General features: G+C 71.2%; 11 protein-coding genes and 1 other RNA gene. 4 read left to right on the forward strand and 8 right to left on the reverse strand.

Features of this window, described 5'->3' with window-relative positions:
* Positions 1-19: 19 nt before the first annotated feature.
* The 5 genes from ACI7BZ_RS04460 to ACI7BZ_RS04480 all read right to left on the reverse strand — a co-directional run bounded on the left by ACI7BZ_RS04460 (position 20) and on the right by ACI7BZ_RS04480 (position 5,815).
* Positions 20-1,363, reverse strand: a complete 1,344-nt coding sequence (locus tag ACI7BZ_RS04460) for a DUF3422 family protein (RefSeq protein ID WP_414115992.1) — start codon at positions 1,361-1,363, stop codon at positions 20-22.
* Between the two features lie 147 nt (positions 1,364-1,510).
* Positions 1,511-1,789, reverse strand: coding sequence for a GCG_CRPN prefix-to-repeats domain-containing protein (locus tag ACI7BZ_RS04465; RefSeq protein WP_414115993.1), 279 nt, complete (start codon positions 1,787-1,789; stop codon positions 1,511-1,513).
* A gap of 29 nt (positions 1,790-1,818) precedes the next feature.
* Positions 1,819-2,310 carry a Spy/CpxP family protein refolding chaperone gene (locus ACI7BZ_RS04470; protein WP_414115994.1) on the reverse strand — a complete coding sequence of 164 codons (492 nt, stop codon included), beginning with the start codon at positions 2,308-2,310 and terminating at the stop codon, positions 1,819-1,821.
* 209 nt (positions 2,311-2,519) lie between these two features.
* Positions 2,520-5,099, reverse strand: coding sequence for an ABC transporter permease (locus ACI7BZ_RS04475; protein WP_414115995.1), 2,580 nt, complete (start codon positions 5,097-5,099; stop codon positions 2,520-2,522).
* A complete protein-coding gene (locus ACI7BZ_RS04480) occupies positions 5,096-5,815 on the reverse strand; it encodes an ABC transporter ATP-binding protein (RefSeq protein WP_414115996.1) in 720 nt (239 codons plus the stop codon). The genes ACI7BZ_RS04475 and ACI7BZ_RS04480 overlap by 4 nt, the downstream gene beginning before the upstream one ends.
* A gap of 88 nt (positions 5,816-5,903) precedes the next feature.
* On the opposite strand from ACI7BZ_RS04480, the gene ACI7BZ_RS04485 reads away from it, so the two are divergent.
* The gene (locus ACI7BZ_RS04485) at positions 5,904-6,524 is read left to right on the forward strand and encodes an arylesterase (protein ID WP_414115997.1); all 621 of its coding nucleotides are present in this window, start codon (positions 5,904-5,906) and stop codon (positions 6,522-6,524) included.
* A 158-nt stretch (positions 6,525-6,682) separates the two neighbouring features.
* Complete coding sequence (locus ACI7BZ_RS04490) at positions 6,683-6,991, forward strand: hypothetical protein (protein WP_414115998.1); 309 nt, start codon at positions 6,683-6,685, stop codon at positions 6,989-6,991.
* A gap of 131 nt (positions 6,992-7,122) precedes the next feature.
* On the opposite strand, the gene ACI7BZ_RS04495 is transcribed toward ACI7BZ_RS04490, so the two are convergent.
* The gene (locus tag ACI7BZ_RS04495; protein WP_414115999.1) at positions 7,123-9,138 is read right to left on the reverse strand and encodes a c-type cytochrome; all 2,016 of its coding nucleotides are present in this window, start codon (positions 9,136-9,138) and stop codon (positions 7,123-7,125) included.
* A gap of 210 nt (positions 9,139-9,348) precedes the next feature.
* Here ACI7BZ_RS04495 and ligA point away from each other — a divergent pair, with 210 nt between their 5' ends.
* Together ligA and rnpB are read left to right on the forward strand one after the other, a co-directional pair.
* Positions 9,349-11,493, forward strand: coding sequence for an NAD-dependent DNA ligase LigA (ligA, locus tag ACI7BZ_RS04500; protein ID WP_414116000.1), 2,145 nt, complete (start codon positions 9,349-9,351; stop codon positions 11,491-11,493).
* A gap of 50 nt (positions 11,494-11,543) precedes the next feature.
* Positions 11,544-11,911, forward strand: an RNA gene (gene rnpB, locus ACI7BZ_RS04505) — RNase P RNA component class A.
* Positions 11,912-11,947: 36 nt separating this feature from the next.
* Here the strand turns inward: rnpB and ACI7BZ_RS04510 are convergent.
* Both ACI7BZ_RS04510 and ACI7BZ_RS04515 read right to left on the reverse strand, forming a co-directional pair.
* The gene (locus ACI7BZ_RS04510; RefSeq protein WP_414116001.1) at positions 11,948-12,217 is read right to left on the reverse strand and encodes a hypothetical protein; all 270 of its coding nucleotides are present in this window, start codon (positions 12,215-12,217) and stop codon (positions 11,948-11,950) included.
* Positions 12,214-12,423, reverse strand: coding sequence for a ribbon-helix-helix domain-containing protein (locus ACI7BZ_RS04515; protein ID WP_414116002.1), 210 nt, complete (start codon positions 12,421-12,423; stop codon positions 12,214-12,216). Before ACI7BZ_RS04515 ends, ACI7BZ_RS04510 begins: the two co-directional genes overlap by 4 nt.
* Between the last annotated feature and the right edge of the window lie 23 nt (positions 12,424-12,446).

Consider the following 12,446-nt stretch of genomic DNA (forward strand, 5'->3'; position numbering starts at 1 on the left):
CCCTGAACCTGCGCCCGCCTCAATCGGCGTCGCCGTGCGCGCTGCGGATGCGCCGCACCACCGCCCACACGCCCAGCACCGCCAGCGGCACGGAGATGGCCGTCACCAGGCCCACGTCCAGATGCAGGCCCAGGGTCGCCACATCCGCCCCGCTCTCGTGGATGCCTTCCACGAGATGATGGATGAGGCTGACCACATAATAGGAAATCGCCGCCACCGACAGGCCCTCCACCGTGCGCTGGAGGCGCAGCTGGAGGCGGGTGCGCTCGTTCATGGAGGTGAGCAGGTCGCGGTTCTGCTGCTCCAGCTCCACGTCCACCCGGGTGCGCAGCAGGTCGGCGGCGTTGGAGAGCTTGCGGGCGATCTTCTCCTGCCGCTCCTCCACGGTGAAGCAGGTGCGCATGGCCGGCGCCATGCGGCGATCCAGGAACTGCTGCCAGGTGGGAAAGCCCGGCACCGCCATTTCCCGGATGGTGGCGAGGCGCAGGCGCACGATCTCCATGTAGGCGCGGCTGGCGCCGAAGCGGAACAGGGAGGCGGTGGCCCCCGCCTCCAGCTCCGCCGCCAGGGCCACCAGCTCGTCCAGCAGGGCGTTGTTGTCGGACAGGCCCTTGGTGCGGGTCATCTCGGTGGCGGCGGCGGCCAGCCGGCCCTCGATGCGCGCCACCGCGGGGGCGAGGCGCTGGGCCTCCGGCAGGCCCAGCAAAGCCAGGGTGCGGTAGGTCTCGATCTCCAAGAGCCGCTGCACCAGCGCGCCGGCCGCATCGCCGCCCAGGCCCCGGTCGCGCACCAGGATGCGCACATAGCCGGAGGGGTCGGCCATGAAGTCGCTGGCAATCTCGGCGAAGCCGTCGTTCACGTCGGCGCGGGCCAGGCTGGAACGGTCGAACACCTTGTCGAGGTAGAGGTCCTCGGCGGTGTCCTGCACCAGGTGCAGGTCCACCGCCACCAGCAGCGGGCCGGGCTGCGGCACCTCGCCGAACGGGCTGGCGAGGGTGGCGGCCGGCGGCTGGAACGGCAGCGCCCCCGGGCCGATGCCGCTGGAGGGCAGGTCCCAGGTATAGGTGCAGAATTCGGCGTGGCTCTCCCAGCGCAGCTCGGCACCGCCGAACGAGACATGGTGATATTTGGCGCCGGCGGCGGGTGCCGGCAGCCCGCGCGCGGTGCACAAAGCGGCGAGGGCGGCGCGGTCGGCCTGGGCCCCGGCCGGGTCCAGCAGGAAGGCCGCATGCAGCATCCGCCGCGGCGTCTCGGCCGGGGCGAAGGGGCGGGCGTGCAGCTCGCGCAGCACCGCCGCCCGCAGGGGATGGGCGGCAAGGGCGCGCCCTTCGCCGATGACGAGATCCGCCTCCCCGCTGGCCATGCCGCTCGCTCCCCTGCTGCTTTCGTATGGTGCTTGCATGGCAGCGGCACGCGATCAAGCCGCGCGTGACGGCGCGAGCGTCGCACCGGGCCCGCCGCACCGGGCGGCGACCCCCGGCGCGACGCCGGGACGCGGGGCTTCAGACGCTCAGCGGCAGACGCGCACCGGCCCCCACGGGCCGGGCCGCCACCAGCAATAGCGCGGGCCCCAATAGGGGGCGGGTCCCCAGTAATTGGGGCGGCAGCCGCCCCACGGGCCGCGGTGGAAGCCGATGCCGCAGCCCTGCGCCACCTGCTCCACCGGGGTTCCGTCCGGCGCGGCGATGCCCGACGCCACCAGCGCCTGCGGCACCGGCAGGGCGAGCGCGGCACCGGCGCCGAGGGCGGTGAAGCCGAGCGCGGCGGCAAGGACGATCATCTTGCGCATGTTGGTTCCTCCCTTTCCTGGCGACAGGCTCACTCTTCCTCTTCGAAGATCCACAGCTCGGAAGTCGCCGGCATCTGCCCGGTGTCGTGCACGCCGAGGAAGGTGGGGATGCGGTTGCGCTGGGCCGGGGTGAGGGAGGCGACGAAGGGCTTGGCCGCATCGACGAAGGCGCGCAGCGCCTTGGCGCGGGCCTCCTCGGCGTCGGCCACCTGGCCCAGTACGTCCAGCACGGTGGCCGGCGGCGGCGCCGCAAGGCGCTTCTCGCGGCGGGCGATGGCGTCCTTCACCGCATTGCGGATGGAGGCCTCCACCGGGGGCCACAGCTTGTCCTGGTCGGGGGTGAGGCGCAGCACCGTCTTCAGCGCGGCAAGGCGCGCATCCAGGATGGCGGCGGCATCTTCGGCGGTATAGGGCGCGGGCGGCGGGGGTGCCGGGGGGGTGACCGGCTGGGCGAGCGCCGGGCCGGCCAGAAGCGCAAGGCCGGCGGCGGAGACGAGGGCAAGGCGGCGGAACGGGGACATGACGGAAATCTCCCTTCTGCGATACTGCCATTCCGGCAGGTCCGATGAAGGACGGGGCCCTTGCGGGACAGGTCCTCGGCGGGACTGGCCTTTTGCGGGGCAGACCTTTTGCGCGGCAGCGACGCCGCTTCGGGCGCGACGCCGCGCGAATCGAAACTACCACCACGGCGCGGGCGGCGTCGCGGGGTATCGGTAAGCCGGCATCATTTTCAAAGATGCCGCAGCACCCGGGCCGGCGCCTCGCTCAGCGCCCGCAAGGTGCCCAGAAGGCCGAAGCCGAGGGTCACCACCAGCGCCCCGCCCACCGCGCCCAGCGCCGCCAGCGGGGAGAAGCTGAAGGGAACCTCCATCACCTGCGTCACCACCGCAAAGGCGGCAAGGGTGCCCGCCCCCACCGCCACCACGGCGGTGGCCAGGCCGAGGCCGGCATATTCCAGCCCATAAGCAAAAGCGAGGCGGCCGCGGGTGGCCCCCAGCGTCTTCAGGATCACCGCGTCATAGATGCGGCCCTCCCGCCCGGCGGCCAGCGCCCCCGCCAGCACCAGCACCGAGGTGACGAGGGTGACGAGGCTGGCCGCGCGGATGCCGAGGGAAAGGTTGTCCAGCATCCGCCGCGCATCCTCCAGCGTCTCCTTCACCCGCACCGTGGTGACGGCGGGAAAGCGTGCCGCCGCCGCCTTCAGCAGCGCCACCTCCCGTTCCAGGCTGCCACCATCGGGAAAGGTAAGGGTGGACAGCACCGTGTGCGGGGCGCCGGCGAAGGTGGCGGGGGAGAACACCATGACGAAATTGATGCCCAGGCGCTCCCATTTCACCTCGCGCAGATTGGCGATGCGCGCGGTGATGGAGCGGCCCAGCACGTTCACCGTCACCGTGTCTCCCAGCTTCAGGCCGAGGCCGGCGGCCAGCTCCGCATCGAAGGAGACGAGGGGCTCGGCATCGTCCGGCGTCCACCAGCGGCCCGCCACCAGCCGCGAGCCCTCGGGCACGGCATCGGCGGTGGAGATGCCGCGGTCGCTCTGCAGCACCCAGGCGGCATCGGCGCGGGGCTTTGCGCTCTCCGCCGGGGCGCCGTTGAGGGCGGTGATGCGCCCGCGCAGCATGGGCACCGATTTCACCACGGCGCCCGGCGCCTCGGCGGCAAGGAAGGCGTCGAACTGCGCCGCCTCGCCGCTGGGCACGTCCACGAAGAAGAAGCTGGGCGCGCTCTCCCGCATGGGGCCGGCCAGCTCGCGGTTCAGGCTGGTGTCGATGAGGGCGATGCCCACCATCAGCGACAGGCCGAGCCCCAAGGAGAGCACCACCGAAGGGGTGAGGGCCCCGGGCCGGTGGATGTTGCCGAGGGCCAGGCGCACCATGGCGTCACGCGGCCGGGGCGCCCGCCGCGCCAGGGCCATGAGGCCGAGGGCGACGGCGCGCAGCAGCACGAACACCGCCGCCGCCGCGGCCAGGAAGATGCCGGCGGCCCGCAGGTCGTCGGAGGTGGCGAGCGCCAGCCCGGCGAGCCCGGCGCCGGTGGCGCCTGCAACCATCCAGGCGGCCGGGCCGGCCCGGGCCGGCGCCTCGCCGATGCCGTCGCGGAACAGATGGGACACCCGCGCCGCCTGCGCCCGGGCCAGGGGCAGCACAGTGAACAGCCCCGCCACCAGCACCCCGTAGAGGGCGGCCCGCGCCAGCGCCGCGAGGTCGATGGCCGGCTCCAGCGGAAACGGCACCAGCGCGCCGATGGCCGCCGTGGCCGCGAACGGCAGCGCCGCCCCCAGGGCGAGGCCGAGGGCGATCCCCGCCAGCGCCATGAGGCCGATCTCCAGCCCGTAGACGCGGAAGATGTCGGCCCGGGTGGCGCCCACCGCCTTCAGGGTGGCGATCACCTCCTGCTTGGCGGCAAGATGGCTCGACACCGCATTGGCCACCCCCACCCCGCCCACCAGAAGGGCGGTGAGGGCCACCAGGGTGAGGAACTGGCTGATGCGGGTGACGTTGCGGGCCAGCTGGGGGGTGGCGCCATCGCGGGTGCGCACCTCGAACCCCTCGGCGCCGAACCGCTCGCGCACCCCGGCCATGAAGGCGGCAAGCCCCGCGGGGGATGCATCGTCCAGCCGCACGCGATAGCTCCAGCGCACCAGGCTCCCGGGCTGGATGAGGCCGGTGGCCTGAAGCGCCGCCTGCGAGATGAGCAGGCGCGCGCCCAGGCCGATGCCGGAGGAAAGCTTGTCCGGCTCGCCGTCCAGCCGGGCGCGGACCTGGAATTGGGTGTCGCCCAGCAGCAGGCGGTCGCCCACCTTCAGCCCCAGCCGGCCCAGCAGCACCGGGTCCGCCGCCGCGCCGAACACGCCGTCCACGGCGCCGAGCACGCCGGCGAGCGGCGCGGGGGGCGAAAGGGTCACCTCCCCCACCAGGGGATAGGGCCCGTCCACCGCCTTCACTTCGGCCAGCGCCACATCCCCGCCCGGGGTGCGGGCCATGGCGCGCAGCAGCGCCACGGTGGAGAGCGTGCCGCCCGCGGCAAGGGACTGGAACTCCTGCGCCGTCGCTTGCCGCTGCACCACCGCGAAGGCGGCATCCCCGCCGAGGATGGCGCGGCCCTCCCGCTCCAGCCCCCGGGTGAGGGCACCGGCGAACGAGCCGATGCCGGCAATGGCCATCACCCCCAAAGCCAGGCAGGCGAGGAACACGCCGAAGCCGCGCCGCGCGCCGCGCAGCTCGCGCAAGGCGAAGGCGAGGCTGCGCGGCAGCAGGCGTACCGGCAGCGGACGGGGATCGGCCCCGCGCAGGAGGGAACCGCTCATGCCTGCGCCGCCACGCGGTCGCCGGCGGCGTCGCGCTCCACCCGGCCGGACCGCAGGTGCAGCACCCGGCCGCAGCGCAGGGCGAGGCCGGCATCGTGGGTCACCAGCACCAGCGTGGCGCCGCGGGCGCGGTGGGCGGCGAACAGCAGGTCCATGATCTGCCGGCCGGTGGCCTCGTCCAGGTTTCCGGTGGGCTCGTCCGCCACCAGGATGGGCGGCCGGGGGGCCAGCGCCCGTGCCACCGCCACGCGCTGCTGCTCGCCGCCGGACAATTGCCCGGGATAATGGGCGGCACGGCCGGCAAGGCCCACCAGCTCCAGCTCCTCCGCCGCACGGGCGAAGGCATCCCCCTGGCCGGCCAGCTCCAGCGGCACCGCCACATTCTCCAGCGCTGTCATGGTGGGGATGAGGTGGAAGGACTGGAACACGATGCCGATGTGCCGGCCGCGGAACCGCGCCAGCGCATCTTCGGACAGGCCGCCGAGGGCGGTACCCGCCACCTCCACCTGCCCCTTGTCCACCCGCTCCAGACCGGCCATCACCATCAGCAGGGTGGACTTGCCCGAGCCGGATGGCCCCACCAGCCCCACCGTCTCCCCCGCCCCGATCTCGACAGAGATGTCCTTCAGGACATGGACGCGGGCCGCTCCGCTGCCGAGCGACAGGTCCACGTGTGAAAGCCGGATGGTGCGAACCGCAGAGGAAAGATCGTCCATGCCTGAATATGCCGCGCGCGTTGGGAGGACCGGAGGAAGCCGGAGGTATCGCTCATGGGAAACGGCATTTAAGGCGCTGGCAGGGCTGATGGCGCTTCTGGCCGGCTTCACGTTCGCGTCAGCGGCGTCCGCGCGCGCCGTGCGGATCGTGGCCTTCGGCGACAGCCTCACCGCCGGCTACGGCATCCCCGCCGCCGCCGCCTTCCCGGCCCAGCTGGAAGCGGCGCTCAAGGCGCGGGGCCTCGACGTGGTGGTGGTGAATGCCGGCGTCTCCGGCGAGACCGCGCCCCAGGGCCTCGCCCGGCTCGACTGGTCGGTGCCGCCGGGCACCGATGCGGTCATCGTGGAGCTGGGCGCGAACGACATGCTGCGCGGCCTCGATCCGGCCACCACGCGCAAGGCCCTTTCCAGCATCGTGGCGCGGCTGAAGGCGCGCGGGGTGGGGGTGCTGCTGGCCGGCATGCGCGCCGCCCCCAATCTCGGCCGGGCCTTCCAGGAGCAATACGACGCCATCTTCCCGGAGCTGGCGGCGGCGGAAGGGGTGCTGCTCTATCCCTTCTTCCTGGAGGGCGTCGCCGCCGACCGGAGCCTCAACCAGCCGGACGGGCTGCACCCCACCGCCGCCGGGGTGAAGCGCATCGTGGAAGGCATCCTGCCCAAGGCCGAGGAGCTGGTGGCGCGGGCGAAGGCGGCGCAGGGGCGCGAGTGACAGATTAATAATTAGGCATCATATGCCGAGGCTGCGCGGCACTTGACCATTCCATAGCCACCATTCTAAATTCCGCCGCTTTTACGCGGGCAAGCGCCCGGACTTTGTTGGTAGCGTTGCGTTTGTGTCTTTCATCACGTCAGCAGTGAGAATGAAAAATGGTTCGGGAATTTGAATATCAGGGAGAGACGTTCCGCGTCACCGCCCACGGCATCCACGGCCACGAAGAGATCTTCATCGTCCATATCGAGGAAGACGGCGTGGAAGGCGCGGAAATCTCCATCGACCGCATGACGGAAGAGAACGACACCAGCGCCCCCATCGAGGACATCCTGGTGATGCTTTGCGACAAGCTGATTCCGCAGAGCGAGATCAAGGTTCAAAATCCTGCCGCCCCGTTCGCCTGGCGCGCCGGCAACGTGGTGTTCGAGGTGCATGACGGGCTGCAGAACCGCGATCACGACTGATCCCGCCGCCCCGTTCCAGGACCAGAAGACCCAAACGGCCGCCCCTTGAGGCGGCCGTTTCACATGAAACATGGTTAGCGAAAGGTTGACGCTGCGGCGCCAACCCGCACCGGGACGCTGCGGCGCCCGGCCTATTTCCGGCCGGCCGGCACCGCCGCCGGAGCGGGGGGCGCGGGGGGCACGGCCTTGGCCGGCGCCTCCACCACCACCTTGCGCGGCGGCAGCAGCTGCAGGGTCTGCACCGCCTGGGCGGCGAAGCCGTTCAGCAGCGCGTTCTGCTCCGCCACCGAGGTGGCCGGCAGCGCCGCCACCACCCGGCAATAAGCAGCGATGAGCGCGTTGGCCACATCCGCCGGCCGCGCCTTCGGGTTCTGCTGGTAGAGCGTGGTGGCGAGGGTGGCGATGTCGGCCCCGGCCAGGGGCGGCTTCGGCGCGCCCAGAAGCTTCGCCCCGGCCGCAGCCAAGTCCGCCGGCACCGCCTTGCCGTCGTCCGCCGGGCAGGCGAGCTTCGCCGCAAGGCTCGCGGGCTCCTTCAGCACCAGCCCGGGACCCACCGGCAGCGCCCAGGCGATGGGCTGGGAATCCACCGGGCCGGACACCGTGCGGCGGGACACATCCATGGCCGCCTGCAGGGTGAAGCGCCGCAGTTCGGCATATTTCTGCCAGTCGGGCGCATCGCTCCTGGCCACCACCGGGCAGTAGGCGGCGGTCAGGGCATCCACCACCGTGCCCGGGCCGGCATTGCCGGAGGCGGCATTGTAGGCGTCCACCATCATGGGAATGGAGCGCTGGCCGCCGGCCATCATGGCCGAGAGCGCCGCCACCGCCTTCGGGTCCGGCCCATCGGCGCCCGGCGCGCCGCCCACATCGGGGCAGGTGAAGGCGGAGGCCGCCTGGGTGCCATAGTCCGGCACATGGGCGGTGGCGCGCCATGCGGCCACCATGGCCGCCGTCACGTTCGGCGCGGCCGCATTGCCCCAGGAGGTGCGCACGTAATTGGCGATGTCCGCCACCTGCCGGTCATCGAGCCGGCCGGCGAAGGAGGGCATGGCGCCATAGGTGCCGCCCGGCGGCAGGCCGCCGAGAATGGCCATGACCACATTGTAGGGCTCGGCCGCCACCACGGCGGGGTTGCCGGCCAGGGACGGGATGGCGTCGCCGCGTCCCGCGCCCTTGTCCATGTGGCAGGCGGCGCAATTGTCCACATAGAGCGCGGCGGCGCGGGCATGGACGTCCGCGGCCAAAGGCGAGGCCGCCTGCGGGGCCGGCTTGTCCTTCGGCGGGGGCGCGTCGAACAGATAGGTGACGATGGCGGCGCGGTCCTGCTCGGTGAGGAAGCCGAGGGAATCATGCACCACCTCGGCCATGGGGCCGAACACCGAGGTCTTGCCGGTGGCCGAGCCGCTCTTGAGGAAGGCGGCGAGACTGTCCGGCGTCCAGCCGTTCTTCTTCAGCGCGGCGGAGGCGATGTCGGGGGCCCAGAAGCCATCCACCTCGGCGCCGAGGAAATGCGCCTTCCCGCGGGTGGCGCCCATGATGTTGCGCGGCGTGTGGCAGTCCGAGCAATGGCCCAGCGCCTCCACCAGATAGGCCCCGCGGTTCCATTGCGCACTCTTGCCCGCGGTGGGGGTGAAGCGTGCCTCGGTGAAGAACAGCTCGCGCCACGCCAGCATGCCGAGGCGCACATTGAAGGGAAAGGCCAGCTGGTTGGCCGGCGGGGTGTTGGGAATGGGCGGAATGCGCCGCACATAGGCCCACAGGGCCTTCATGTCGTCGTCGGAAATGCCGGTGTAGGCGTCGAACGGCATGGCCGGGTAGAGATAGGCGCCGTCGGCGCGGATGCCGTTGCGCACCGCATCCACGAACTGCGCATAGGTCCAAAGGCCGATGCCGGTGGAGCGGTCGGAGGTGATGTTCGGCGAGAAGATGGCGCCGAAGGGGGTGTTGAGGCCGAGCCCGCCGGCAAAGGGCCGGGCCTTGTCGCCGGTGTGGCAGGGCATGCAGTCGGCAGCCTTGGCGAGATATTCGCCCCGCGCCACCAGCGCCGCGTCGTCCGCCGGCTGGGCGAGGGCGGGGCCCCCGGCGCAAAGGAAGGTGGCTGCCGCCAGCGCGGCGATCCTGCGGGAAAGTCCCTTGACCCTGACCATTCTGCCCCCCGGTCGCGTGTTGTTCTGATGCGCTACCTTATACATCTTACAAAAGCGCGACGATCCTCCCGCCCGGTCTTTCCCGGATGGCCCGGCGCGCGGGTGGGGCGAGTTGCCGGCGGGGGCCGGCTTTGCCAAAAAGGGCCGCAGGAGCGCGCGCGGCGGGGGGAGAGACGGCTTCACCCGTGCGGCTGGCTCCCGAGGGAAACCATGACCGCGCCCCAGATGCCCGCCGCCCTGCGCCATGTCCCGGTGGCCGACCTGTCCGCCGCCGATGCCGGCGCGGAGCATGCCGCCCTCGGCGCCGAGATCGCCGCGCATGACGCCGCTTATTACCGCGAGGATGCCCCGCTGGTCTCCGACGCGGAATACGACGCCCTGCGCCAGCGCTACGAGGCCATAGAGGCGCGCTTTCCCGAGCTGAAAAGCGAGGACAGCCTGTCGCAGAAGGTGGGGGCGGCGCCGTCCGAGAAGTTCGGCAAGGTGGTGCATGGCGTGCCCATGCTGTCCCTCGCCAACGCCTTTGCCGATGCGGAGGTGGAGGAGTTCGTGGCGCGGGTGAAGCGCTTCCTCAATCTGGCCGCCGAGGACGAGGTGGCCTTCACCAGCGAGCCCAAGATCGACGGACTGTCCTGCTCGCTGCGCTATGTGGACGGCCGCCTGACCGTGGCGGCGACGCGGGGCGACGGATCGCAGGGGGAGGATGTGACCGCCAATGTGCGCACCATCGCCGATATTCCCCATCAGCTCGCCGGCAGGGGCGTGCCGGACATCATCGACGTGCGCGGCGAGGTCTATATGGCCAAGGCCGATTTCGAGGCGCTGAACGCGCGCCAGGAGGCGGCGCAGGAGAAGGTGTTCGCCAATCCGCGCAATGCGGCGGCCGGCTCCCTGCGCCAGCTGGACCCTTCCATCACCGCCGCGCGGCCGCTGAAATTCTTCGCTTATGCCTGGGGCGAGGCCTCCTCCCATCCGGCCGAGACCCAGCTCGGCATGGTGGAGGCCTTCGCCGGCTGGGGCTTTGCCACCAATCCTTTGATGATCCGCGCCGCCAGCGCCGCCGAACTCCTCGCCCATTACCGCAAGATCGAGGCGCAGCGCGCCACCCTGCCCTATGACATCGACGGCGTGGTCTACAAGGTGGACCGCCTGGACCTGCAACGCCGCCTCGGCTTCGTCTCCCGCTCGCCGCGCTGGGCCATCGCCCACAAGTTCCCCGCCGAGCAGGCCACCACCGTGCTGGAGGATATCGAGATCCAGGTGGGCCGCACCGGCGCCCTCACCCCGGTGGCCCGGCTGCTGCCGGTCACCGTGGGCGGGGTGGTGGTGTCCTCCGCCACCCTGCACAATGAGGACGAGATCGCCCGCAAGGACGTGCGCATCGGCGACACGGTGGTGGTGCAGCGCGCCGGCGACGTGATCCCGCAGGTGGTGCGGGTGATCCTGGAGAAGCGGCCGGACGCCGCCGCGCCCTATGACTTTCCCCATCTGTGCCCCGCCTGCGGCTCCCATGCGGTGCGCGAAGCGGATATCAAGACCGGCAAGGTGGACGCGGTGCGCCGCTGCACCGGCGGCCTCATCTGCCCCGCCCAGATGGTGGAGCGCCTGCGCCATTTCGTTTCCCGCAACGCCTTCGACATCGAGGGGCTGGGGGAAAAGCAGGTGCGCGCCTTCTACGACTGGGGGCTCATCGCCTCCCCGGCCGACATCTTCACCCTGGAAGAACGCAACGCCCGCTCGCTGCAGCGGCTGGAGAACCGCGACGGCTGGGGCAAGACCTCCGCCGCCAACCTGTTCGCCGCCATCGCCGGGCGGCGCACGGTGGCGGTGGACCGCTTCGTCTTCGCCCTCGGCATCCGCCATGTGGGCGAGACCAACGCCAAGCGCCTGATGCGCCATTACGGCACGGTGGAGGCGCTGGAGGCGGGGGCGATGGCCGCCGTGATCCCCGGGGAGGACCACCCCAAGGGCAATGAGGCGTGGCAGGAGATGCTGGCCATCGACGGCATCGGCGACGTGGTGGCGGAAGCGGTCATCGAATTCTTCCACGAGCCGCGCAACCGCGAGGTGGTGGCCGCCCTGCTCGCGCAGGTGCGCCCCGCGCCCATGGAGCAGGTGGCCGCCGAGAGCCCGGTGGCGGGCCAGACCATCGTCTTCACCGGATCGCTGGAGAAGATGACCCGCGACGAGGCGAAAGCCATGGCCGAGCGGCTGGGGGCGAAGGTTGCCGGCTCGGTGTCGGCCAAGACCGGCCTGGTGGTGGCCGGCCCGGGCGCCGGCTCCAAGCTGGAGAAGGCGCAGGCGCTGGGGGTGAAGGTGATCACCGAGGACGAATGGTTCGAGCTGGTGGGGTGAGCGTCCCCGCCCCTTGACGTGCCGGCCGCGAGCGCCCATTGCTGCCGGGACCAGCCGGCCGGGCGGCCGCGGCATTTCGGTGTCGAGGAAAGTCCGGGCTCCACGGAGACACGGTGCCGGATAACGTCCGGCGGGGGCGACCCCAGGGAAAGTGCCACAGAAATCAAACCACCCGTGCATGCACGGGCCAGGGTGAAACGGTGGGGTAAGAGCCCACCGCGCGACCGGCAACGGAAGCGGCACGGCAAACCCCACCGGGAGCAAAGTCGAATAGGGACGACACGGGAAACCACCCCGTCTTCGGGGCGTCGTCCGGGTTGACTGCTAGAGGCGCCGGGCAACCGGCGTCCCAGAGGAATGGTCGCCACGCGGGCGCAAGCCCGCCGTACAGAACCCGGCTTACAGGCCGGCTGGTGCTTTCATCGTGAAGGATGACGACGGTCCCCGGCCGCGCTCATCGGCGCACGAGATAGCCGACAATGCTGTCGGCCGCGGCCGACAGCACGGACATGGCCCATTTCTTCTCCTCCGCCGTGGCGGCCGCAGACCCGACCAGGGTGTGGAAGCACAGCCCGGCGATGAGGATCACGAAGCCCACGGCCACAAGGAACAGCACCACGTCCTTGAACAGCCGGACGCGGCGCTCGCCTGCCGTCTCCTCTTTCTCCACCTTCACCGAAAACGTGTGGTTCGGTGGCGGGGAATTGAGGTCGATGGCACTCACAGGCCGATGATCTCGGTCTGCAGCTTTTCGGTCTTCGGCTCCACGAGGCCCAGCTTGAGCCCGCGCAGCTTGCCGTCCCGCGCGGCAAGATAGAGTTGCAGCGCCTTGCGCAGGATCTCGCTCTTGTTGGTTTCACTCTCGGCGGCGGCCTTGTCGATCTCGCGATTGAGGTCGTCGGAGAGGACGAGGTTGAGACGCACGCTCATGGCATCCTCCTTGATGCGCAGTT

This window comes from Xanthobacter sp. AM11, assembly GCF_047444035.1.
In the GTDB taxonomy this organism is placed as follows: Bacteria; Pseudomonadota; Alphaproteobacteria; order Rhizobiales; family Xanthobacteraceae; genus Xanthobacter.

What these genes read in the sequence shown, in the direction of transcription:
- ACI7BZ_RS04460 (WP_414115992.1), bottom strand. Translation starts at nt 1,363, where the DNA reads ATGGCCAGCGGGGAGGCGGATCTCGTCATCGGCGAAGGGCGCGCCCTT.
- ACI7BZ_RS04465 (WP_414115993.1), bottom strand. Translation starts at nt 1,789, where the DNA reads ATGCGCAAGATGATCGTCCTTGCCGCCGCGCTCGGCTTCACCGCCCTC.
- ACI7BZ_RS04470 (WP_414115994.1), bottom strand. Translation starts at nt 2,310, where the DNA reads ATGTCCCCGTTCCGCCGCCTTGCCCTCGTCTCCGCCGCCGGCCTTGCG.
- ACI7BZ_RS04475 (WP_414115995.1), bottom strand. Translation starts at nt 5,099, where the DNA reads ATGAGCGGTTCCCTCCTGCGCGGGGCCGATCCCCGTCCGCTGCCGGTA.
- ACI7BZ_RS04480 (WP_414115996.1), bottom strand. Translation starts at nt 5,815, where the DNA reads ATGGACGATCTTTCCTCTGCGGTTCGCACCATCCGGCTTTCACACGTG.
- ACI7BZ_RS04485 (WP_414115997.1), top strand. Translation starts at nt 5,904, where the DNA reads ATGGCGCTTCTGGCCGGCTTCACGTTCGCGTCAGCGGCGTCCGCGCGC.
- ACI7BZ_RS04490 (WP_414115998.1), top strand. Translation starts at nt 6,683, where the DNA reads ATGGTTCGGGAATTTGAATATCAGGGAGAGACGTTCCGCGTCACCGCC.
- ACI7BZ_RS04495 (WP_414115999.1), bottom strand. Translation starts at nt 9,138, where the DNA reads ATGGTCAGGGTCAAGGGACTTTCCCGCAGGATCGCCGCGCTGGCGGCA.
- ligA (WP_414116000.1), top strand. Translation starts at nt 9,349, where the DNA reads ATGACCGCGCCCCAGATGCCCGCCGCCCTGCGCCATGTCCCGGTGGCC.
- ACI7BZ_RS04515 (WP_414116002.1), bottom strand. Translation starts at nt 12,423, where the DNA reads ATGAGCGTGCGTCTCAACCTCGTCCTCTCCGACGACCTCAATCGCGAG.